The sequence below is a fragment of the Paraburkholderia sp. BCC1876 genome (assembly GCF_902833695.1).
GTDB lineage: Bacteria > Pseudomonadota > Gammaproteobacteria > Burkholderiales > Burkholderiaceae > Paraburkholderia.
Genome location: NZ_CADFGI010000005.1, coordinates 551,922 through 572,386 on the forward strand (window position 1 = coordinate 551,922; position 20,465 = coordinate 572,386).

General features: G+C 59.8%; 24 protein-coding genes. 13 read left to right on the forward strand and 11 right to left on the reverse strand.

Annotation, left to right across the window (positions count from 1 at the left end):
- Positions 1–49: 49 nt before the first annotated feature.
- A complete protein-coding gene (locus HWY05_RS21500) occupies positions 50–1,198 on the forward strand; it encodes a substrate-binding domain-containing protein (RefSeq protein ID WP_035555451.1) in 1,149 nt (382 codons plus the stop codon).
- An 83-nt stretch (positions 1,199–1,281) separates the two neighbouring features.
- Here the strand turns inward: HWY05_RS21500 and HWY05_RS21505 are convergent, their stop codons facing one another.
- The 3 genes from HWY05_RS21505 to HWY05_RS21515 form a co-directional block, all read right to left on the reverse strand.
- Positions 1,282–1,686, reverse strand: coding sequence for a TIGR02594 family protein (locus HWY05_RS21505; protein ID WP_176059527.1), 405 nt, complete (start codon positions 1,684–1,686; stop codon positions 1,282–1,284).
- 216 nt (positions 1,687–1,902) lie between these two features.
- The gene (locus HWY05_RS21510; protein ID WP_176059528.1) at positions 1,903–2,349 is read right to left on the reverse strand and encodes a hypothetical protein; all 447 of its coding nucleotides are present in this window, start codon (positions 2,347–2,349) and stop codon (positions 1,903–1,905) included.
- 235 nt (positions 2,350–2,584) lie between these two features.
- Positions 2,585–2,914, reverse strand: a complete 330-nt coding sequence (locus tag HWY05_RS21515; RefSeq protein WP_035555447.1) for a helix-turn-helix domain-containing protein — start codon at positions 2,912–2,914, stop codon at positions 2,585–2,587.
- Positions 2,915–3,055: 141 nt separating this feature from the next.
- On the opposite strand from HWY05_RS21515, the gene gstA reads away from it, so the two are divergent.
- On the forward strand, positions 3,056–3,691 hold the full coding sequence (gene gstA / locus HWY05_RS21520; RefSeq protein WP_176059529.1) for a glutathione transferase GstA: 636 nt from the start codon (positions 3,056–3,058) through the stop codon (positions 3,689–3,691).
- A gap of 82 nt (positions 3,692–3,773) precedes the next feature.
- On the opposite strand, the gene HWY05_RS21525 is transcribed toward gstA, so the two are convergent.
- Both HWY05_RS21525 and HWY05_RS21530 read right to left on the reverse strand, forming a co-directional pair.
- On the reverse strand, positions 3,774–4,631 hold the full coding sequence (locus HWY05_RS21525) for a hypothetical protein (RefSeq protein WP_176059530.1): 858 nt from the start codon (positions 4,629–4,631) through the stop codon (positions 3,774–3,776).
- 258 nt (positions 4,632–4,889) lie between these two features.
- The gene (locus HWY05_RS21530; RefSeq protein WP_176059531.1) at positions 4,890–5,789 is read right to left on the reverse strand and encodes a LysR family transcriptional regulator; all 900 of its coding nucleotides are present in this window, start codon (positions 5,787–5,789) and stop codon (positions 4,890–4,892) included.
- A gap of 154 nt (positions 5,790–5,943) precedes the next feature.
- On the opposite strand from HWY05_RS21530, the gene dld reads away from it, so the two are divergent.
- On the forward strand, positions 5,944–7,701 hold the full coding sequence (gene dld / locus HWY05_RS21535; protein ID WP_176059532.1) for a D-lactate dehydrogenase: 1,758 nt from the start codon (positions 5,944–5,946) through the stop codon (positions 7,699–7,701).
- A 17-nt stretch (positions 7,702–7,718) separates the two neighbouring features.
- Here the strand turns inward: dld and HWY05_RS21540 are convergent, their stop codons facing one another.
- Entirely contained in the window at positions 7,719–7,937 is a 219-nt protein-coding gene (locus HWY05_RS21540) for a hypothetical protein (RefSeq protein ID WP_081936046.1), read from the reverse strand.
- Between the two features lie 214 nt (positions 7,938–8,151).
- Between HWY05_RS21540 and HWY05_RS21545 the strand changes: the two genes are divergently transcribed.
- Complete coding sequence (locus HWY05_RS21545; RefSeq protein WP_051981283.1) at positions 8,152–8,475, forward strand: hypothetical protein; 324 nt, start codon at positions 8,152–8,154, stop codon at positions 8,473–8,475.
- A 31-nt stretch (positions 8,476–8,506) separates the two neighbouring features.
- On the opposite strand, the gene HWY05_RS21550 is transcribed toward HWY05_RS21545, so the two are convergent.
- Together HWY05_RS21550 and HWY05_RS21555 are read right to left on the reverse strand one after the other, a co-directional pair.
- Complete coding sequence (locus HWY05_RS21550) at positions 8,507–9,619, reverse strand: helix-turn-helix domain-containing protein (RefSeq protein ID WP_176059533.1); 1,113 nt, start codon at positions 9,617–9,619, stop codon at positions 8,507–8,509.
- Positions 9,620–9,876: 257 nt separating this feature from the next.
- Complete coding sequence (locus HWY05_RS21555; protein ID WP_176059534.1) at positions 9,877–10,455, reverse strand: TetR/AcrR family transcriptional regulator; 579 nt, start codon at positions 10,453–10,455, stop codon at positions 9,877–9,879.
- Positions 10,456–10,577: 122 nt separating this feature from the next.
- Here HWY05_RS21555 and HWY05_RS21560 point away from each other — a divergent pair, with 122 nt between their 5' ends.
- Both HWY05_RS21560 and HWY05_RS21565 read left to right on the forward strand, forming a co-directional pair.
- Entirely contained in the window at positions 10,578–11,555 is a 978-nt protein-coding gene (locus HWY05_RS21560) for an SDR family NAD(P)-dependent oxidoreductase (protein WP_176059535.1), read from the forward strand.
- Between the two features lie 191 nt (positions 11,556–11,746).
- Entirely contained in the window at positions 11,747–12,295 is a 549-nt protein-coding gene (locus tag HWY05_RS21565; protein ID WP_176059591.1) for a cytochrome b/b6 domain-containing protein, read from the forward strand.
- A gap of 17 nt (positions 12,296–12,312) precedes the next feature.
- On the opposite strand, the gene HWY05_RS21570 is transcribed toward HWY05_RS21565, so the two are convergent.
- Both HWY05_RS21570 and HWY05_RS21575 read right to left on the reverse strand, forming a co-directional pair.
- Entirely contained in the window at positions 12,313–12,756 is a 444-nt protein-coding gene (locus HWY05_RS21570; protein ID WP_176059536.1) for a hypothetical protein, read from the reverse strand.
- 53 nt (positions 12,757–12,809) lie between these two features.
- Positions 12,810–13,295, reverse strand: a complete 486-nt coding sequence (locus tag HWY05_RS21575; protein ID WP_176059537.1) for a DinB family protein — start codon at positions 13,293–13,295, stop codon at positions 12,810–12,812.
- Positions 13,296–13,420: 125 nt separating this feature from the next.
- On the opposite strand from HWY05_RS21575, the gene HWY05_RS21580 reads away from it, so the two are divergent.
- Positions 13,421–14,035, forward strand: coding sequence for a TetR/AcrR family transcriptional regulator (locus HWY05_RS21580; RefSeq protein WP_176059538.1), 615 nt, complete (start codon positions 13,421–13,423; stop codon positions 14,033–14,035).
- A 165-nt stretch (positions 14,036–14,200) separates the two neighbouring features.
- On the forward strand, positions 14,201–14,728 hold the full coding sequence (locus HWY05_RS21585; protein ID WP_231585007.1) for a hypothetical protein: 528 nt from the start codon (positions 14,201–14,203) through the stop codon (positions 14,726–14,728).
- Between the two features lie 23 nt (positions 14,729–14,751).
- Here HWY05_RS21585 and HWY05_RS21590 read toward each other — a convergent pair whose 3' ends face one another.
- Positions 14,752–16,053, reverse strand: coding sequence for an aspartate aminotransferase family protein (locus tag HWY05_RS21590; protein WP_035555424.1), 1,302 nt, complete (start codon positions 16,051–16,053; stop codon positions 14,752–14,754).
- A gap of 79 nt (positions 16,054–16,132) precedes the next feature.
- Between HWY05_RS21590 and HWY05_RS21595 the strand changes: the two genes are divergently transcribed.
- The 5 genes from HWY05_RS21595 (at position 16,133) to HWY05_RS21620 (ending at position 20,456) form a co-directional block, all read left to right on the forward strand.
- A complete protein-coding gene (locus HWY05_RS21595) occupies positions 16,133–17,017 on the forward strand; it encodes a LysR family transcriptional regulator (protein ID WP_035555422.1) in 885 nt (294 codons plus the stop codon).
- 319 nt (positions 17,018–17,336) lie between these two features.
- Positions 17,337–17,756, forward strand: coding sequence for a hypothetical protein (locus tag HWY05_RS21605; RefSeq protein WP_176059539.1), 420 nt, complete (start codon positions 17,337–17,339; stop codon positions 17,754–17,756).
- A gap of 78 nt (positions 17,757–17,834) precedes the next feature.
- Entirely contained in the window at positions 17,835–18,491 is a 657-nt protein-coding gene (locus HWY05_RS21610) for a TetR/AcrR family transcriptional regulator (RefSeq protein WP_176059540.1), read from the forward strand.
- Positions 18,492–18,526: 35 nt separating this feature from the next.
- Complete coding sequence (locus HWY05_RS21615) at positions 18,527–19,267, forward strand: CPBP family intramembrane glutamic endopeptidase (protein WP_176059541.1); 741 nt, start codon at positions 18,527–18,529, stop codon at positions 19,265–19,267.
- A 115-nt stretch (positions 19,268–19,382) separates the two neighbouring features.
- Positions 19,383–20,456 carry a MerR family transcriptional regulator gene (locus tag HWY05_RS21620; RefSeq protein WP_176059542.1) on the forward strand — a complete coding sequence of 358 codons (1,074 nt, stop codon included), beginning with the start codon at positions 19,383–19,385 and terminating at the stop codon, positions 20,454–20,456.
- The last annotated feature ends 9 nt before the right edge of the window (positions 20,457–20,465 follow it).

The following is a 20,465-nucleotide window of genomic DNA, read 5'->3' on the forward strand; positions in this document are numbered from 1 at the left end:
GAGACAGGTTAAGCCGTAATACAAACGTGAAGACCAACGGAGGAGAATCATGAAGCAACATCGTCGTGGCTCAAACAGGGTATTAGGTGGCGTCCTCGCAGCGGCCGCCGTTGCAACGCTGGTTTCGTCGGGGGCTTACGCGCAATGCGTGACCAGCCTGCCGGTCGGTTCGATCGGTCCGAAGACGATTGTCGGCCAGGGGCCGAATGGCGAGAAAGCCGCTTCAGTGGACGCCGTGCAACTGAGCGCCGCCGACGTCGCCAAGATCAAAGCCGGTAAATTCAAGGTCGGCATTTCGATGCAGACCATGAACCTCGACTGGTCGCAATTGCAGGTGCAAGGGATTACCGACACGCTCAAGAAGTACGGCGTGGAAGTGATCGGCACGGCATCCGCCGAATACCAGGTCGACAAGCAGATCGCCGATATCGAGAACACAATTCAGCGCCATCCGGACGGGATCATTTCCATTCCGGTCGACGGCACCGCGACGGCCGCCACCTACAAGAAGGTGTCGGAAGCCGGTATCAAGCTCGTGTTCATGGACAACGTGCCGACGGGGTTGAAGCATCCGGAGCAATATGCGTCGATGATTTCGGCCGATAGCGAAGGCAATGGCCAGATCGCGGCCAAAGTGCTCGCCTCGTGCGTGCCGAAAGGCTCGACTATCGGGCTCGTGAATTTCGGTGTGGATTACTTCAGCACGAAAGAACGCACCAAGGCGGTCAACGACTGGATGAAGAAGAACCGTCCGGACCTGAAGATCAAGCAGGTCGACTTCACCGATCCGTCGAAGGTCGGCCAGATCGCGGGCGACTTTCTGACGGGCAATCCGGACGTGAAGGGTTTGTTCGCCGTTTGGGATCAGCCGGCGCTCGACACGCTGACGTCGATGCGCGCGCAGGGGGTGAATATTCCCGTGACGACGGTCGATCTGGGTCTGCAATCCGCGATCGAGATCGCCAAGGGCGGACCGCTCAAGGCGACGGGCTCGCAACGTCCTTATGACCAGGGCGTCGCCGAAGCATTGGCGATGATGAAAGCGCTGATCGGACAGACGCCGCCGGCGTGGATCGGCGTGCAATCGTTGCCGGTGGTGCAGTCGAACGTGCTTGAATCTTATAAGACGGTGTTCAAGAAAGATCCGCCGCCGCAGCTTGCGGATGCGTGCAAGAAGGCGAAGCCGGCTTGCGGTTGAGTGGGATTTGAGTCGGGTTTGAATTGGGGAGGGGGAAGCGCGCGTTCTGAGAAGGCGTCGCCCACTCCCCGGCCCGGTCGGATCTATGCCGGCCACCGATAACCGAGCACCGAAGCCAGCGGATAAGCCAACTCGCGAACCTCGTTCAGTTGGTTTCCACCAAACAGATAGATCGACTCGGCGTCATGTCGAACATAAAAACCGACATGTCCTTTCCAACTGCTAGGATCGTCCCGTGTCAATACGGCGATGCAACCATAGACGGGATTTTCAAGCGGCGCGCCCCACTCGAGCCACGACCGTGCTAACGCCGAGCGCGTGCCATCGACGCCCACGCCTGCCAGACACCAGTTGATAAAAGAGGAACACCAGGACACCTTGTCGTCATAGCCGACCAGGTTGGTGTGATTGTTGTACTCGACGATGCGCGGATTCGTCTCGCCGATCGGGAAACGCGCGACGCCAATTTCGGCAATCGCAACAGGCATCCACGCGGGTCCGTCGGCGCGATGTGAGGTATTGGAGTTCATAGGCCATGCTCAGTCATTGACGGTTTCCGCCGGGCGAAAAACACACCTCGCAAATAACCGTTCGGAGGCGGTGTTTCCAATGACTATCTTCGCACATGCGCCAGGTTGGCCCTGTGCATGGACCGACGCGAGCCCGCTCGGAGAACGCGGCTTCCCATCAATAAGGTCAATACCTCAATGCCCGTTGCAATAGACGGCCGTGAGAAGAAACGGAATCACCTCGTGAACGGTTGCCTCGCTTCCCGCACGGCGCACGCTCGCTTCGACCGACGTGGCGGGCGCGGTCACCACCACGCCGTACGTCGAGGGTTTGACGGGTTGACCGCTTCCCCGTTTGAACATCGGCTCGTCCTGCTCATAGCCGAACACCGCGTAGACGTGAAAGCCGAACGCGCTTAATTTGGTCCCGCGCGTCGGGCGAAACGAGTTGACCGAGTTGGCTTCGATACGCATGGGTTTCGGGTCGATGGACTGGTTGTCCAGAAGCGCGCCGATGAACTCATGCGGGCTCGATGTGCAGTCCATTTGCCGATCGAGCTCGTCGGCGTAGCACGGCAGCGGAACAAAAGTGACCCCTAGCGACGCAATGGCCGCCAGCGTGTTGAAAACAGTCGATTTCATCGTAATGCCCCGACGGGTCCGCTCATGTCTCACTGTGCCATGGTTGGCGCCGGCTGTTCGTGCGGTGGCAATCAATGCCGGCGACACGGTGCACTCTGCCGGTGCGTGTTTTCACGCGTGGTGCGAAACCTCACGCGCTTGCAACGCCGTCTCCACTTCATCAAAAGAACGTCCGTTTTAAATTGCGCGCCGGGAGAGCCCGACAAAACCGGCGCCGGAACAGCCGCCGAACGCGTCAAACCAGTAGCGCAGACCGCGCTTTGAGCCAAAGGCCGAAGTCCCGCATCACCTCGACAACCGGCCTTAGACGTTCGCCGTCTTCGGTGAGCTGATACTCGACCTTAACCGGTACCTCCGCAAAAACCGTGCGCAGTACGAGGCCGGCTTCTTCAAGCGCGCGCAGGTCGAGAGTCAGCATGCGTTGCGAAATGCCGGGCACGTCCCTGCGTAAATCGTTGAAGCGTTTGGGGCCATCCAGAAGATAGGAAACCAGCAACAAACGCCACCGTCCGCCCAGCAGGCGCATGGCTTCCTCGACCGAACATCCGGTTGCACTGCTCTTCATTCGCCCGTCCTCGGTAAGTATATTTTTTGTACCTTCACCACAATATTCTGCCTTCTTCCTTTTTTATCCCGCTTGCCGGATATTAGCCGCGTTGCCGCGACAGCGCGCAGAACACCCTATTTACCTGGAAGAGAAAATCCGATGAAGCTCTATCACGCACCCGGCAGTTGTTCGCAGGCGATTCATATCGTCCTGCAGGAAACGGGACTTCACGCGGACATGATCAAGGTCGATGCGCGCAGGCATCTGATCGAAGGCGGCGCCGACTATTACGGCGTGAACGAGTTGGGCTATGTGCCGCTACTCCAACTGGACGACGGCAGTTACCTGCGTGAAGGGCCGGTGATTGCGCAGTATCTGGCCGATCAACGGCCGGCATCCTGTTTGACGCCGGGCCACGGCACCATGGAACGATACCGGCTTCTGGAGTGGCTCAACTTTCTGACGTCGGAAATCCACAAAGGCTTTATTCCGTTGCTCTACGCCGTTGCGGCGGGCAAGTATGTCGACACCGCGAAACCGAAGCTCGAAAGCCGGTTTGCGTGGCTCGATAAACAACTATCGGACAAGCCGTTTCTGATGGGCGAGGTCTTCACGATCGCCGACGCATATCTGTTTGCGCTAACCGGTTGGGGCAAGGCCGCGTGGATGAAATCGGTGTACAACGCCGACATCGATTTCACCCCGCTCGTGCATCTGCAAGCGTGGTACGAGCGCGTGCGGAACCGGCCCGCTGTGCAGCAGGTTTTACGTGACGAAGGTTTGTCGAGCGAGTGACGGAAGGCGTCGCCATCGAAGCGACGCTCCGCATGCGCCCCGTCGCCTCTCTGTGTCAGGACGTGTAACGTGAAGCAGGTGCTTACTGCCATCCGCTATAGTCGGCGGCCTGCACCGAATAGCCGTAGCGAACCGGACGCGGTTGCCGATAAGGACGCGCCCAATAAGCGCGCCGATATCCCGCGTAGGCCTGTGGGCGGCGAACCATCATGACCGGCTGCACGAGGACCTGGGGAGGCGGCTGCGGCACGTATGCGGGCTGTCCAACCATCGCCACATACTCGACGCGCTGCGGCGCCTGAGGCGGCGCACCGTAAGCCTGCGCGACATACGCGGGCTGCTGATACTGCGGAGACTCGTCCTCGGCTTCAGCGTATGCCGGCGCTTCGGCGTAGGTCTGCGCTTCCGCGTATTCCGGCGCCGGCTGATACTGCATGGCCCGTGGCGGCGCATATTGCGGCTGCTGGTACGCCTGGCGGTATTGCGGCTGGGGTTGCGGTTGTGCTTGCGGTTGCATTAGCTGCAGTTGCGGTTGCGGTTGCGGTTGCGCCGGCAACGCGCGCTGCGCTATCTGCGGCTTCTGTACGGAGGTCACCTGCGCCGCCTCATCGCCCGGCATGCCTTCGGGAAGCGGCGGCATGACCTGCGCCGCGGCGGCCTTCGGCGGACGCTTCAATTGCTCGCGCAACGATGTGTACGTCTCGGCGTCTTCCTTGGCCCGCGCGTTGTAGCCATTGTGATAGGCATCGCTCAGATCTTTCAGGCGCGCGTTGTTCTCTTCGTCGGCGGTCATGCGCTCTTCGCCCGGATCGAGCGAGGCATCGGCAGCGCCCTTGCCATAAGCCGATGCCGGGCCGTCGGCGCGCGCGGAAACGGGATGCAGCAGCCCGGCAAAAGACACCAGCGCCACTGAAACGCCCAGCAGCCATTTCGTTCCCATAGTTTCACCTCGATATGCAACGCGACGACGGACATGTGTGATCGACGACGACCGAATCCGGTCCATCGATGAACGGGATTTCGATGCCGGCATGTCTCTACGTTATCGACGCTTTTCGCGAGGTCCTAAAGGGTAAAGCGGAGCAAAACGCACCAGGGAAACTCCGAACCTGCGCCAGGCAAACCCAGGCTAATCCAGGCAACGCACGATCAGAACGCCGCATGCTTACGAATCAAAAATTCTCTGCTTACATGTGCCTCACCGCGTCCGCGCCACGGTTCGCTGCTGCCGCAAAATCCTGACGAAGTTCAGCACGGTCGGCGACTTTTCGCGCGGCCGGTGAATCAACGCAATACCCGTCGAAAGCGGATTACCCTGCAGCGCGTGATATGACACGCTTTCCACCTGAATCTGCCGGATCGACGCGGGAACCACGGCAACGCCGAAGCCGGCCGCCACCAGGTTCGCCGCCGATGAAATCTGCGGCGACTCCATGCCGATCGACGGCGCGAAGCCGGCTTCCTGGCAGGCGGCAATGATGGAATCGTAGAGATCCGGGCCGATGGGTCGCGGAAAGAGAATGAACGGATCAGTCGCCAGGTCCGCGAGATTGATGCGCCGCCGCCGGCTCAAACGATGGTTCGCCGGCAACACGGCCAGCATGTCTTCGTCCACGAGTGGCTCGACCATCAGATCCCGGCAGTTCAGCGGCATGCGCACGAGCGCGGCGTCGAGTTGCCGCTCGGCAACTTTATCCAGCAGCAGCGAACTGTTGCTCTCCTCGCAACTGATCGACACGCGTTCGTACGCATGCCGATAGCGCTGCATGGTTATTGCAACGGCCGGATGAAACACCGTCGACCCCGCGAAGCCGAGCAAGAGCCGCCCCGTTTCGCCACGTCCCGCGTTCTGCACTTCGACGAAGGCCTCTTGCGTATCTTCGATGATGCGCCGCGCGCGTTCGCGAAAGAGCCGCCCCGCTTCAGTCAGTTCGACTCGGCGCGGATGCCGGATAAACAGCGGCGTGCCGATTTCCCGTTCGAGCTTCAGGATCTGCTGGCTCAAAGGGGGTTGCGCTATCCCCAGATGGGTCGCGGCGTCGGTGAAATGCAGGTGCTCGGCGACGGCGAGGAAATAACGCAGTTGGCGAAATTCCATATGTTTTTCGTCTCCAAATAGCGACTTCAAGATATTGGACTAATGACCGGGCTGATTTTAACCTTCGTGTCAACCTGATGCGCTCAAAGGTCGCAGCCCAAACCATCGGACGAAATCGACACGCGTCACACCCAACGCCTATGAGGAGAATTCGATGTCCGCAGCGCACACACCGCTAGTCGCCGAACGGGACGACGTGGCCCATACGTTGATCAACGAGCTGCGCGCCATCGTCGGCAAAAAGCACACCTTGACCGACGATGCCGCGACCCGGCGCTTTCGCACGGGCTTCCGTTTTGGTGCAGGGAAGGCACTCGCGGTGGTCCAGCCCGGCACGATCGTCGAGCAATGGAAAGTCCTGCAGGCGTGCATCGCGGCGAACGTAATCGTGATCGCGCAGGCATCGAACACCGGACTCACCGGCGGCTCGACGCCCGACGGCGACGACTATGATCGCGACATCGTGATTGTCAGTACGAGCCGCATGAAAAAGGTGATGGTGATCGACGGCGGCAAGCAGGTGGTCTGCCTGCCGGGCGCCACGCTCGATCAACTGGAAAAGACGCTGAAGCCCCTCGGCCGCGAACCGCATTCGGTGATTGGCTCGAGCTGTATCGGGGCGTCGGTGTTGGGTGGTGTCTGCAACAACTCGGGGGGCGCGCTGGTGCAGCGGGGGCCCGCCTATACGGAAATGGCGGCATTCGCACAGGTGGATGCCGCAGGCAAACTGCAATTCGTGAACCATCTCGGGATCGAACTCGGCGACACGCCCGAGGATATCCTGGGGCGTCTGGAGCGCAGCGCGTTTTCGGACGCCGACGTCCGGCACGACGCAGGCGCCGGATCCGACCATGGCTACGCGAGCCACGTCCGCGAGATCGACGCCGACACACCCGCGCGTTTCAACGCCGACCCGCAGCGCCTCCATGAAGCGTCAGGCTCGGCCGGCAAGCTGATGGTGTTTGCCGTGCGGCTCGACACGTTCCCGATCGAACAGAACGCGAAGGTGTTCTATATCGGCACCAACCGCCCGGACGAACTCACCGAGATCCGCCGCCACGCGTTGCACGACTTCAAAGCCGTGCCGATCTCGGGCGAATATCTCCATCGGGACGCCTTCGATATTGCCGAGGAATACGGCAAAGATACGTTTCTGGCGATCAACTATCTCGGCACGTCGCGACTGCCCGCGCTGTTCGGACTCAAAAGCCGCTTCGACGCGCTATTCGATCGTCTCGGCTTTCTGCCTTCGCATCTCACCGACCGCGTGTTGCAGGCCGCGAGCCGGCTGTTCCCGAGTCATCTGCCGCAACGGATGAAACAGTACCGCGACAGATACGAGCATCACCTGATGCTGAAAGTCGCGGCCGGCAGCGTCGACGAAACGCGCGAGTTTCTCTCGGATTTTTTTGCAAAAGCGACCGGTGGTTTTTTCGAATGCACCGACGAAGAAGGCACGAAAGCATTTCTGCATCGCTTCGCCGCCGCTGGCGCAGCCGTCCGTTATCGTGCCGTGCATACCCGCGAGGTCGAGGACATCGTCGCGCTCGACATTGCGCTACGCCGTAACGATCGCGACTGGATCGAGACGCTGCCGCCCGAGATCGAGGAAACGATCGTCATCAAGCTGTATTACGGGCACTTCTTGTGCCACGTCTTCCACCAGGACTACATCGTCAGGAAGGGCAACGACTGCCTGGAAGTCGAACACAAGATGTGGACACTGCTGGACCGGCGTGGCGCCGAATATCCGGCGGAACACAACGTGGGCCACCTGTACCACGCGAAACCGCAGCTTGCGGCGTTTTATCAGCAACTCGATCCGTGCAACTGCTTCAACCCCGGGATCGGGCAGACGTCGAAATTTTCCCAATACCGGGAGATCGCGGGCCAGGCCCAGCTTTCCCGGTGAACAGGTGTCGGAACGAGTCAGTTGTGAGCCGCCGTGTCCTCAAGGCTGGCGAGTACCTGACTCCCGTCGGTGCGTGCAGCGTCTTCAACCGGAAAAGTACTCTCACTGAACGCGATCACTTTGAATCCGCTTCCCAGACCTCGCGGAATCGTAATGCCCCAGTGCCAGCCACCGGCTTGTTCGAAGACGTGCAGTACAGGGACGGTCGGAGTGGATGAAGACTGAAGCGTCGTCATGGCGCATTCTCCCGTCGTGGCAAAACTGCGAGCGCACCCATGCGGTCGCTCATCATTGAGTCTATAGACTGTTTGCTGCATTGCAATAAAAATCTGTGGTGAAAATGTCAAATCTTGGGGTGTCACAATTTTGAAAAATACTGCTCTCCGATTTGGATGTGCGAGTATGGATTGACCAGCTTCAGAACTTAAGATTGTGATCTACGGGGGCTCCATGAGTAGTCATTCACTCATTTGGGCAGCGGTGCCGCACAACAGCGACGGCGTCGTCTTCCAGGTTCGTATCGTCCACGGACTGCAACGTTTCTACGTGTCACGCCGTGTGCTCGAGCATGTATTCGATCTCGAGCCGAAAGCCACGGACGCAAGACAACTCGAACTCTTCTATAAGTTCTTGAAGCGCATTCTGGCGCGAGCCGGCATCAAGCGTTCAGTGGCCGGTTCGGACACGGTTGCGCTTCAGGCAACGGATTTCATCGTACAGGGCAGGAGCGACAGCAGTTCGACGCTGCAATCGAGCTCACGAACCACGATATAAGCACCGCTGCAGCGAGCGTCAAACGTTCAGCTTACGCGTGAACGTTCGCCGCGTGTGCTACATGTGTAGCGTGTGCCGCCTGGCTCGTCGTCGGCCAGGTCGCATGACGCGCCAACCCTTCCCGTTCTCGCCGGAGTAATGGCGCATAGCCGTGCAAATCGCGCGGTGCGATATCGAACGCGCGGCGAAATGCGCGGTTGAAACTCGATGCGCTGTTGAAGCCGAGTCCCGCCGCGATGTCCCGCACGTCGAGATGCGGAAAGCGGACCAGTTCATCGGCGGCCATGCGCAGCCTGCGGCTGGCGATATACGTGGCCAGACCACCTTCATGCTCGAACAGACGGTACACGCTGGCACGCGACACATGCAGCGAGGCCAATACGCGCTCCGTCGACAACTCCGGGTCGTGCAGATGCGCCTCGACATAGCGCCGCACCTGTCCGTACACCGCGGCGCGCACCGCCGCGCGCGCGTTGCCGGATAGGCCCGCTTGCCGGCCAAATGCTGCGGCCAGCAATTCGACCGCGGTGAGAAAGGATTGACGCGCGTCGTCTTTACTCAGGCCGACGATCTGCCGGTTGAGCGCGATCAGATGCGCTATCAGCGTGCGGGTTAATGGCGTTGTCGCTTCGACCCGGCGGCCATGCAGCGACGCGGCGTCGGGGAAGGCTTTTTCGACCAGCGCGCGCGGCACGAAGAACAACAATATCCGGCCATGAAAGCTCCGAACGGCACATGGCTGATCCATATCCAGCGCAAGAATGCTCGGCACGGATGCGATGGGCGATGCGTCGCGCGCTCGCTTGCCGCTCACAAATTCACCAGGCCGGCCTTCCAGAAACACGCTAAATGAAACGTCGCGTATGTTCTCCGTCGACACGCGTCCCAGTGAGCGTACGGCCAGATTCGGACCGGTGCGGAAATGGAAAAAACTGAGATCGTCGATCGAGTAGCGGGACATCGCTGCGTCGAACGTTTCGTCGACGCGCTTTGAGGCAGGTTGAATGTCGTAGACCGGACTCATGCGCTCCTGCCACGCGAGGAAGCTATGACGGCCGTCGCCCTGCACGCTGAAATTGCTATGTACGATTCCCGGTGCAAGCTGGGGCGGCTCGGCCGCTAACAACAGGTGGCTCAATGGCATACAGGCGGGCGGCGGATCGCTGACTCGTTGGTGCGCACTGCTGGTTGGGTCCAGCTGCGTTCCACCTGAGCGGGCGCGCTTGCCTGCCGGGTCGAAAGGCCACCTCTGCGCACGTGGAGGGTGGCGAGAAAGCATAGCGTGTCCGGGCTACCGACGCTATTGGGCAATGCGAGCCACGCGACGCGCAGAGTGAAAGCATCGCGTCGCATGACGCTATCCGCGCTTTGGTTGTCCGCGCATCGATTTGAAAACCCCTACTAATCCTGCGGTCGCGAGCCGAGCAACAGGATATCGATCAGCCTTTTGGCACTCTGCTGCCAGTCCGGCGCGGACGCGACATTTGAAACGCCCACGAGCGCGCGAAGCAGATCCAGCGGATCGAGATCCGCCCGGATATCACCACTCGCGACGGCGCGCGCGACCAGCGACTGGATCGCGCCCATGATCTGCGCCCCCGACGATTCGAACAGTTTGGTCGGCCCGCCGACAATCGAATTCAACGCAGGCGCAATGATCTTCTTCGTCGCAATGTAGTCGATGAAAAGCGTCATCCAGGCGCGCAGCGCTTCGAGCGGCGGCAGCGAATCGATCAGCTTGCGCGCCTCCTCCGCCAGCTTCTCCACCTCGGCACGATAGACACTCTCGAGCAGGGCGTCGCGCGTCGGAAAGTGCCGGTATAGCGTGCCGACGCCAACGCCGGCCTGGCGGGCGACCTCCTCCAGACTGATCTCGCCTTGCGCATGGGTAAATGCCGTTTTTGCTACATCAAGAATGCGCTCGCGATTGCGCAGCGCGTCCGCCCTGGGTTTTCGTTCTTTGGGTGTCGGTTCGTTCATCGATACGTTTGAGTGCTTGCAAACGGAGGCTGGCTCCGTTTAGTATAGTTAAAAGCGGAGGCTCACTCCGTTTTATCCCGGGCAGGGAATGACGTCAACTCTATTGTGATGGAGCGGCAAAGATGACTGAGAAATTGGGTGCAACCACAACGACCGACGAGGTACTCGCGGGCGTCGACCTTCACGGCAAGCGAATTCTCGTAACGGGCGTCTCCGCGGGGCTGGGCGTGGAGACGGCACGGGCACTCGCCGCGCGTGGGGCGAACGTGATCGGCGCGGCCCGGGACCTGAAAAAGGCGCAGCAGGCGACCGCCGAAGCACAACGCGAGGCCACGGCCGCAGGCGGCAATATCGAGCTGATCGAACTCGATCTCGCGAGCCTCGCTAGCGTTCGCGCTTGCGCCGACAAGCTACTCGCACAAGGCCAACCGCTCGACGTGATCATCGCCAATGCGGGCGTGATGGCCACGCCGTTCGGCAAAACAGCGGACGGCTTCGAGACGCAGTTCGGCACGAATCATCTGGGGCATTTCGTGTTCGTGAATCGCGTGGCGTCGCTGATCCGCCCGGGTGGTCGTGTGGTCATGCTGGCGTCGTCAGGGCATCGTTTCGCGGACGTGGATCTCGACGATCCCAGCTTCGAGCACACGCCCTACGATCCGTTCGTCGCATACGGTCGCGCGAAGACCGCGAATATCCTCTTTGCGGTGGCCTTCGATCAACGTCACAAGGCGCGCGGTGTGCGGGCAGCGGCCGTTCATCCGGGCGGAATCATGACGGAACTGGCGCGCCACATGGACGAAGGCCAGTTGACCGCGATGCTGGAGAACATCAACAGTCAGCTTGCGTCGGAGGGCAAGGAGCCGTTCCAGTTCAAGACAGTTCCGCAAGGCGCGGCAACCTCGGTATGGACCGCAGTGGTAGCGGCAGCCGACGAGGTGGGCGGCAAATACTGCGAAAACTGCCACGTCAGCGAAATCGTTGCGGACGACGTGGTCATTACGCCCATCAGCGAAGGCGTTCGGCGTTATGCGCTCGACACGGATCATGCTGCCGCGCTCTGGCGCAAAAGCGAAGCGATGGTCGGCGAGTCGTTCTGACGCGTTTCCCTGCGCAACACAATCCATTACAAAAAAGCCGCCTTCTGATTGCGATCCCGCTGGAATAAGTCGAACGACATGGGCGTTTACGACGGGTGTGATCGTGTCGAAGGTAGTGCTTTGGGCGCTTGTTACGCTTGCTGCGCTTCACTCACGTGGTCTTTCAGCCATTCAACACCAGGAGTGAATCCATGCAGTCGTCCGAGCGCGCCCCTTCCTATTCGAAGCCCGCCATGTTTTTCCATTGGGCGACGGCGGTACTGATCGTCGTTGCGCTCTTTGCCATTGAAATACGCGGTCCGAAAGGATCGGATAGCCGCATCGTCTGGAACGCCGTTCATATCTGGGCCGGATCGCTGATTCTCAGCCTGTCGATTTTGCGCTTACTGTGGCGGCTCTGGCACGGTTCGCCCGCGGAACTCACGCACTCGCCGGTTCAGCTCTTCATGGCGCGGCTCACGCATCTCGCGCTCTATCTGCTGATCTTCGTGCAGCCTCTGCTCGGCATAGCGATGGTCAATACCGGTGGGAACGCCGTGACGCTCGCCGGCATCGGATGGCACATCCGCCTGTTTGGAGCCGATCCCGTTGCCCATCAATTCCTTCACAACGCGCACTTTCTGATCGGTAACGCCGCCTATTGGCTGATCGGATTACACACGTTCGCGGCGCTCGCCCATCACTTCGTGTTTCAGGACGCGACGCTCACGCGTATGACCCGGCTTTCCCGCGACAGGTGAGTCCGCACGGGCTTGCTTCAGTCTGCCGCTCGCGCATCGTCCTCCCAGTTCCGGTGAACGGTATTGCGGCGCGGCGTGATAGCGATCAACACCGACGGTTCATGCACGATCAGGCGATGCCATTGCGCGGCCGGCACAACGAAGGCCGCCTGCGAAGGCAAGCGCGCCGAGCGTATCGTCGTTCCATTGCGCACTTCCACTGAGAGCGAACCTGACGCAAGAATGAGGAGTTCGTCTCCGTCAGGGTGCATTTCCCAGGTCGGATAGTGCACGTCACGCGGGCTGCTCACGTGAAACATCGCGAGCATGCGGCCGTCTGTCAACTCGGGATCGCTGCCCGATTTCCTCAGGGTCTCGGCGGTTTTCGCATAGGAGCGCACGGTTCCGTCTCGCGCCAGAAAGATACAGGTGTCGTTCAGGTGAAGCGCCGTCGGACCATCATGAAGTGGTTGCGGATTCATTCTTCTCGTTCCTCGTATTGGATGAGCCGTTTTGACAATCGACTCAACGGCATTCAAGCGACGGTTTCAAGGAAGTCTGTCATGCGGTCCTGATTCGGCATGACGTTGTTCTTCAACAGAATCACCCCGGCGTTGCCGCGATGATAGGTACCGTGCAGGCAGACATGCAGAAGGATCTCGCCGCGCGTCATGCGAGCCGGCGTGCCGTTGATATAAGCAAAATCCACGGCTTGCTCCACGGCCTGCGTGGATAGATTTTCGACGTAGGAAACGTACCAGTCGTCGACCTCCATCGCGTCCTTAGCGAGTCGATGCATGTCGGGCATGGCATCCGAACGCGCCGCACGGAATCCGTGCGGCCGCCCCTGAAGATGATGCTGGAAGATCCGCTCGACCACAAAGATGTGATCGAGAATGCGCATGAGGTTCGCGGCATCCTCGGCGTTCAGTCGATCGATGTGATGGTCAAGCACCTCATAGAGGCCACGACTCGCCCATTGCTGATAGCGCACGAGCTGCGAATAGGAATTGGTGTTCATGACGTGTTAGCGTGATGGGAGTGAATGGCGCCGCTGCGGCGCCCCGTGATTGCGTCCATCGAATATCGGACAAATCACTGGAATTGACTATTCGCATTTCCCGAGCACGCTTATAGGGCCGCCCAATGGACGTAAAACCAAGGAAATCGCCGCGTCAGGCGCGCGCCAAAGCGACCGTCGACGCAATTATCGAAGGCACTATTCAGGTTTTGCTGGACGAAGGCTACGAAAGCTTTACGACAGCACGCGTGGCCGAACGCGCCGGCGTTAGCGTCGGCACCTTGTATCAGTACTACCCGAACAAGGCGGCGCTGGCCGTGGCCGTGGTCGACCGCTGCTGCGAAGAATTTCTGATCGCTTTCGAAAACGCGCTCGACGAACGTCGCTGCACGACGCTGGACGATTGCATTCGCGCGCTCGTCGACTTCGCGTTCGTCTCACATCACGTGACGCCCGAACGTCATCGATGTGTACTCGAGCTGGCGCCACGACTCGGCGTGGCGGACCGTACAGAAGTCGTCAGAAAAACAGCGGTAAAAGTACTCGAATCCACACTCAGAAGACATGCCGATGAAATCGCGCCGGAAATCGATATGACCGTGGCCGCGACGATGATCGAAACCACCATGGAAGCACTCGCTCATCGCGCGGTAATGACCGATCCGGCGCAAACTCAGAATGACTCGTTAGCGAAAGAAGCGACCCGACTGATCACGCTTTATCTGTTCACCGGAAAATGAACGCTTGCGCATAATTTGCACGCACCAGGCTGATAAACTGCCGCAGCGTTTCGGTGACGAAGATAGGCGTATTAAGCGAGTCGGCGTGAAGGCAATTCCATTCGCATGGATTGTTCTGCTGCGCGGGCTGCATGATCAAATCCAAACACTGAGGAAGCTTCTGCCATGTCGTCTTTAAACTTTCACGAAGGCCGCAGCATCCGGCAACGCGTCCGGTCGTCGGCCAGTTTATGTTTCGTGCTTGCTTTGCTATCCACTAGTGCATTTGCCGACGACGCACAGCAATGCGCCGCGAATGCTGGAACGCTGCTCGTCGGTCAGGTTGTGTCTGCACCCACCTTCAAACACGGCATGTTCCGCAAAGGCGTCGAGCTGTCGCATACGCATTTAACGCTGAAGGGCGACGCGGACGGTGCCGATTACGACGTCGCCATCGACAACGTCTTCGCATCGGGTTATCAGCAGGATGCAGCCGTTGTGCCGCCGCCGTTGAACAGCATTGCGGTTGGCGACCGACTCGAACTATGCGGCCTTCCTTTTCAAGGCGGCATTCATTGGGTTCACACCAATTGCGGCGACGCACCCACCTCGCAAGATCCGAATGGATGGCTGAAAGAGATCGCGACCGACGGCACCGTCGGCCCCAGTTTCGAAGACAGTCAGCAATACTGTTACCTGTGGCCGCATAACTAGAACCAGGCCAAATAAGCGGCAGGTCAGAGAGAGCGCTCAATCGCCTGCCGCAGCAGTGCCAGACCCAGATCGATCTCTTCTTCGCGGACGGTCAACGGCGGCGCGATTCGGAACACACCGCCCATACCCGGCAACTGCACGATGTTCATGCTGAGCCCCAGGTTCATGCACTCGCGGGTAATCTTTGCACCGAGTCCATCCGCCGGTTCTTTCGTGCGACGGTCTTTGACGATCTCCATGCCCAGCAGCAGGCCGCGTCCGCGAATGTCGCCGATGCATTCGAAGCTTTCCATCAGATCCAGCAAACCGCGTTTGAGTCGCGCCCCCATCACGTTCGCACGCTCGACCAGCCCGTCGCGCTCGACCACATCCAATACGCGCAAACCGACGGCGGCGGGCAGTGGATCGGACACGTGAGTCGTATAGAACAGGTAACCCAATTCGTGGGCCCGCTCTTCGATCTGCGCGGAGGTCACGACCGCCGCGAGCGGCAGACCGGCGCCCAGTGTTTTCGATAGCGTGAGAATGTCGGGCGTGACGCCGTCGCGCTGACAGGCGAACATCGTGCCCGTACGCCCCACTCCGGTTTGCGCTTCGTCGAGGATCAGCAGCATGCCGCGTTCCTCGCATTTGCGCTTCAACGCGGCCATGTAACCTTCCGGCAATTCGATGATCCCGCCGGAGCTAAGAATCGGCTCTGCAATAAAGGCAGCCAGATTGCCGCTGGATTGACGGTCGATGAGATCGAACGCGTAGTCCAGTTCCGCCAGGTAATCGTATTCACCGTGACGCTCGAAACGCGGCCGGTACGGAAACGGCGCGGGAATCGCGTAAGAGCCGACCGCCGCGGGACCGACGCCCTTACGACCCGCGCTATAGGTTGCAGACGCGGCGTTCCCCGTCATGCCATGCCACGACTGCGCAAAACCGACAATTTCATATTTGCCGGTGACCAGCTTCGCCATGCGAATAGCGGCCTCGTTCGACTCCGCGCCGGTGCTGAGCAACAGCGCACGGTCGAGTCCGTCGGGCGTGATGTCGGCGAGGCGTGTTGCGAGGTCGACCACCGGTCGCGACAGCATGCCGCTGAACAGATGGTCGAGCTTGCCGGCGTATTCGTTGATGACCGACACGATGTCCGGATGACTGTGCCCCAGCACCGCGCTCATTTGCCCCGAGGTGAAGTCGAGAATCGCACGGCCGTCCGCGTCATAAACAAAGCTGCCCTGAGCGCGCTCGATAATCAACGGCTCGAAGGTGCCGCCGTAGCGGATCAGGTGCTGCCTGGCGTTGCGCCAGAACGTTGCGTCGTCGTTGCGGGACACTGTGCTTCTCCTTGACCGGGTAGCGGGAATAGCTTGCAGTCTAGATGGCTCTCTGGTTTCATAGAAACGAATAGTTCTAATGGAAGCTAGAAGCGAGTCTAATATCTTGAGCCTCTCACTCGAAATCGATCTGCTGCGTTCGTTTGTCGTGATTGCCGAAGTCCGGGCGTTGAGTCGTGCGGCCAATCGGATCGGGCGAACCCAGTCGGCGCTGAGTCAGCAAATGAAACGCCTTGAAGAAATCGTCGATCAGCCGCTGTTCCAGCGCACGGGTCGCGGGGTGGTGCTGACGAATCCCGGTGAACGGTTGCTGGTCCACGCCCAGCGCATTCTGCGGCTGCACGATGAAGCGATGGCGGATCTTTCTGGAAAAGGTTTGTCGGGGACGATCCGCTTCGGGTGTCCGGACGACTACGCAGCCGTCTTTCTGCCGCATTTATTGCGGCAATTTTCCAGTCAGCATCCGCAGGCTTTGGTGGAGGTTATGTGCGCCCCTACCCCGCGCTTGCGCGAACAACTGGACATGCATGCGCTGGATCTGGCGATGATCTCACTGCCGGAAGACGCGGCCGATGCGCACATCATTCGCCGCGAGCCGCTGGTTTGGGTGGGCTGTGCGGGAATGGATTCCGCGCACTTCGATCCGCTGCCGCTGGCGCTTTCGGATCCGGATACGCTCGATCACGTGGCGGCATGCGAGGCGCTGCAGCGTGTGGGGCGGCGTTATCGTATTGCCTATGCGAGTAGCAGTCTTGCCGGGCTCACGGCATTGGTGCGCTCAGGGCAGGCTTTCGCGGTGATCACGCAAACGGCGGTTGCTTCGGATCTCTGCGTCATCAGCGACGATCCGCAGTTGCCTGCTTTGCCGGCTATCGGCATCACGCTGAAGTTCGAACGGGATCGGCCTTCGCATTTGACCACCGCGTTTGCGGAGCATATTCGCGTGACGTTGCCGTTGCTTTGATCCGGCAATCGCGTGAGACAACGGAGTACCTTGATCGTCAAAGCTTTGCCGGCACCTTGGCCGGTTAAGGTCAATTAAGAAAACTACAAAGATTTTCAAGCTTCAGGCCGATACGCTCACTCCACTGATCGTAATACTTAAGGAGAAAACGTATGGCTTTCAGCTTTGACCCGACCGACTGGCAGATCGTCCCCGCGCGCACCGTTCACAATCAGCGGGGCGAACTGGTGTTGTCCGGGCAGCATAAATACCTGCTGCGGACGATGGCCTGATCATTACCGTTACTGCCGCTGCAAACCATCAATCAAGGGAAGAGACCATGCCTGTTTCGTTGCCACCCGAACCCGTCGTCACTCAGGAAGTACGCATCGTCGATCAACAAGGCCGTCCCCGCATCGTGCTGTCGGCGAGCAACGGTGTACCGACCTTGGTGCTACTCAGCGAATCCGGCACGGTCGGTGCGACTGTCGCACTCGATGCCGCGGGCAGGCCGTCCGTCACGCTTGCCAATCCGAATCCGGCGTGGCCGACGGCCGCGCTTGCCGTCGACGACAAGGGCGCGCATGTGAAGTTCGACCGGCCAGGTGGCGCGTCGAGTTATCTGTTCCTCAATAACGCGGGCGGGTCCGGCGTCGTATTGGTGGACAACGCGGGCAAGCGCCGGCTCAATGCGACGGTGGCAGCGGACGGCACCACTAACGTCGAGCCGTTGAGCCCAGATGGAAAAGCGCCGCAATAAAAAGCATTCCATCCGCGGTAAGTGTGCCGCTACCCACGTCCCACTGCCGTTAAAGGTCACCGTGCGCTGCGCGAACGTGTGCCGGACAAACTCAGCGTCAGCACCCAGCCCGCCGAAGCGATGCCGGTGAACTTCGTGAATTCCCCCTTGAGTGTAACGAGTGTTTCATGTAACGTTCGTTTCATGAACAGAAAAGACACGCTTCGCGACCAGGCGCTGGCCTACTTCCTTGAACACGGCATCGCCGATCTTTCGTTACGGCCGCTGGCCGAGCAGATCGGAACCAGCGCACGGTTGTTGATCTTTCACTTTGGTTCCAAAGACGGGCTCATCGCCGAAGTCATGGGCGAGGTGCGGCAGCGCGCGCAACAGTCCTTCACCGCCTTGATGCGCGAATCAGGCGGGCAAGGCGGCATGAAGATTTTCTGGCAGTGGTCCACGCATGCGAACAACGTTCCTTACGTGCGCCTGCTGTACGAAGTGCAGGTTCTGGCCATGCAGAACCCTGCCGTCTACGCGCCTTTCATGGACGACAACAGTTCGAACTGGTTGAGCTTTGTCGAAAGCACGCTTCCACCTTCGCCTCAGCGCCGCGCCACGGCCACGCTGTATGTCGCCGTGATCGACGGCTTGATGCTGGAATTTCTGAGCACCGGCGACCTGGCCCGAACCAGTGCGGCGCTGGGGGTGTTCATTTCGATGTCCGGTAATGCTCCTGGCAAATCGCGAACCTGACTTGCCCGACCTTAACGCTACGAAGAGAGTGACCCATGAAGAATCTTGCGAGTCCGGATCTGGCAGCTTCGAATCAGGCGGGCGCACCACGCGCTCTATTGGCATCACCAAGACACACGCTTCATTTCATGGCTGTCTGCCTGGTCCTGACCGTAGTCAGCGCCATTAACGGCATGCACAACTCAACAGCGGACTCGCCCGCTACGCCGAAGCAGTTGAACCTGTTTTATGCGTTCGTGATTGGCATGGAATGGATGTGGGTCCGCTTCGTTTACAAAGGCATGCGCGAGTACCAACGGTCTATTGTCGAGTTCTTCGGTCGCCATCGGTTGACGCTCAAAGAATTCGGAAAAGACATCGTCTACGCGACACTGGCTTTCGGCGTCGACTATTTTTGTAACGCGGGCCTGGTCGGCCTGCTGCAACATGGCGCGCAACCGGCCAACCCGGTACTGCCCGCATTGCCGGTTGGCCTGCTCGCCGTCACGTTGTGGGTATGCCTCTCGCTAAGCGCCGGTGTGTGCGAGGAAATCGTGTTTCGCGGATATCTGCAACGCCAACTTACCGTCATCACCGGTAGAGTAGGCATCGCCATCCTGGCCCAGGCGATTCTGTTCGGGATCGGACACGGCTATGAAGGCATCGTTTCGGTTCTCAGCATCGTGCTCAATGGGCTTGTGTTGGGAGCACTTGCGGCCTGGCGCGGCAATATTCGCGCGGGGATTCTGATGCACGTGGCGTGGGATGTTCTGGCGGGGTTTGGGATCGTGTCATAACGACAGAGTGCGAACTCGCTGTCCGCGTAAGCCACGTACTCTAAAATTTCGTTGACCCGGCCCCAGGGGCCGCCCTCATGCTTACCGCAACTGGTCAACAGAAAGAGGTGACTGAATGAGCTCTTCCGCCCCGTGTTTGAACGCATCAGAAGCGGCCAGTCAGCTCGGCGTGTCGATCAAGGCATTGCGGTTATATGAGCAGCAGGGACTGGTCACTCCGGGCCGAACGGCGGCCGGATATCGCGTGTATGGTCCGAAGGAGATGGATCGCGCCGGCGAGATTGTGGCTCTGCGTGCTCTCGGCCTCAGTCTTGCCCAGGTCGCGCGCGTGCTGGATGGCGATCCACAAAGCCTGGCCATTGCTTTGGCGACGCATGCAACCGCATTGAATGAGGAACTGCAGGATCTTGTTCAGAAGCTGGACAGAATCCGGCGCGTTCGCTCTGATCTCGCGCGTGGCCAGATGCCGGTTGGTGGAGAGCTGACCCAGCTTATCGACCGACCGGGGATTAGCGTGGCATTTGCGCTGCCTTGGCCTTGGGGCGGAGAACGTTTCGAACTTCGCGACATTCGTCCGCTTAACTACATCATCGGTTCTCTGGGCAGCGGTAAGACCAGGCTGGCGCTTCGTCTCGCGGAGACTTTGCCTGACGCGGTATTCCTCGGATTGGACCGGTTGCAGGATAAAGGCGCGGCGGCGCTCGATCTGCTGAAGGCCGATACGGCTTTAAAGTCGCGCGTCGATCGGGCCGTCGAGTGGCTTATCGATGAGGGCGCAACTGAATCTGAAGCATTGACAATCCTGCTGGTGGGGTGGGAAACAGATGGCCCCGCTGCACTGGTTGTCGATATGGTCGAACAGGATCTCGATGGGCTCACTCAGGAAGCGTTGATCACGTTTCTTCGCCTTCGTGCGAGTGCCAGTATGCGATCTCTTTTCCTGATGACTCGCTCTTCGGCGATTCTGGATTTGGCGGCGGTCGGACCCTATGAGGCGATTATTCTTTGTCCCGCGAATCATAGTGCGCCGGTTCGTGTGGCACCGTACCCCGGCGCACCGGGTTGTGAAGCGGTTGCTACCTGTCTGGCGACGCCTGAGGTGCGGGCGCGGATCGCGCGTCGGCCTGAAACCTCTGCTGGCGAGGCTACAATCTACAAACCTCAAACCCACGCCCCACGGAACCCATAGTCACCGCTC

What these genes read in the sequence shown, in the direction of transcription:
- HWY05_RS21555 (WP_176059534.1), bottom strand. Translation starts at nt 10,455, where the DNA reads ATGAACGAACCGACACCCAAAGAACGAAAACCCAGGGCGGACGCGCTG.
- HWY05_RS21570 (WP_176059536.1), bottom strand. Translation starts at nt 12,756, where the DNA reads ATGAATCCGCAACCACTTCATGATGGTCCGACGGCGCTTCACCTGAAC.
- gstA (WP_176059529.1), top strand. Translation starts at nt 3,056, where the DNA reads ATGAAGCTCTATCACGCACCCGGCAGTTGTTCGCAGGCGATTCATATC.
- HWY05_RS21515 (WP_035555447.1), bottom strand. Translation starts at nt 2,914, where the DNA reads ATGAAGAGCAGTGCAACCGGATGTTCGGTCGAGGAAGCCATGCGCCTG.
- HWY05_RS21510 (WP_176059528.1), bottom strand. Translation starts at nt 2,349, where the DNA reads ATGAAATCGACTGTTTTCAACACGCTGGCGGCCATTGCGTCGCTAGGG.
- HWY05_RS21560 (WP_176059535.1), top strand. Translation starts at nt 10,578, where the DNA reads ATGACTGAGAAATTGGGTGCAACCACAACGACCGACGAGGTACTCGCG.
- HWY05_RS21505 (WP_176059527.1), bottom strand. Translation starts at nt 1,686, where the DNA reads ATGCCTGTTGCGATTGCCGAAATTGGCGTCGCGCGTTTCCCGATCGGC.
- HWY05_RS21540 (WP_081936046.1), bottom strand. Translation starts at nt 7,937, where the DNA reads ATGACGACGCTTCAGTCTTCATCCACTCCGACCGTCCCTGTACTGCAC.
- HWY05_RS21615 (WP_176059541.1), top strand. Translation starts at nt 18,527, where the DNA reads ATGAAGAATCTTGCGAGTCCGGATCTGGCAGCTTCGAATCAGGCGGGC.
- HWY05_RS21585 (WP_231585007.1), top strand. Translation starts at nt 14,201, where the DNA reads ATGTCGTCTTTAAACTTTCACGAAGGCCGCAGCATCCGGCAACGCGTC.
- HWY05_RS21605 (WP_176059539.1), top strand. Translation starts at nt 17,337, where the DNA reads ATGCCTGTTTCGTTGCCACCCGAACCCGTCGTCACTCAGGAAGTACGC.
- HWY05_RS21550 (WP_176059533.1), bottom strand. Translation starts at nt 9,619, where the DNA reads ATGCCATTGAGCCACCTGTTGTTAGCGGCCGAGCCGCCCCAGCTTGCA.
- HWY05_RS21580 (WP_176059538.1), top strand. Translation starts at nt 13,421, where the DNA reads ATGGACGTAAAACCAAGGAAATCGCCGCGTCAGGCGCGCGCCAAAGCG.
- HWY05_RS21620 (WP_176059542.1), top strand. Translation starts at nt 19,383, where the DNA reads ATGAGCTCTTCCGCCCCGTGTTTGAACGCATCAGAAGCGGCCAGTCAG.
- HWY05_RS21500 (WP_035555451.1), top strand. Translation starts at nt 50, where the DNA reads ATGAAGCAACATCGTCGTGGCTCAAACAGGGTATTAGGTGGCGTCCTC.
- HWY05_RS21525 (WP_176059530.1), bottom strand. Translation starts at nt 4,631, where the DNA reads ATGGGAACGAAATGGCTGCTGGGCGTTTCAGTGGCGCTGGTGTCTTTT.
- HWY05_RS21595 (WP_035555422.1), top strand. Translation starts at nt 16,133, where the DNA reads ATGGAAGCTAGAAGCGAGTCTAATATCTTGAGCCTCTCACTCGAAATC.
- HWY05_RS21545 (WP_051981283.1), top strand. Translation starts at nt 8,152, where the DNA reads ATGAGTAGTCATTCACTCATTTGGGCAGCGGTGCCGCACAACAGCGAC.
- HWY05_RS21530 (WP_176059531.1), bottom strand. Translation starts at nt 5,789, where the DNA reads ATGGAATTTCGCCAACTGCGTTATTTCCTCGCCGTCGCCGAGCACCTG.
- HWY05_RS21575 (WP_176059537.1), bottom strand. Translation starts at nt 13,295, where the DNA reads ATGAACACCAATTCCTATTCGCAGCTCGTGCGCTATCAGCAATGGGCG.
- HWY05_RS21565 (WP_176059591.1), top strand. Translation starts at nt 11,747, where the DNA reads ATGCAGTCGTCCGAGCGCGCCCCTTCCTATTCGAAGCCCGCCATGTTT.
- dld (WP_176059532.1), top strand. Translation starts at nt 5,944, where the DNA reads ATGTCCGCAGCGCACACACCGCTAGTCGCCGAACGGGACGACGTGGCC.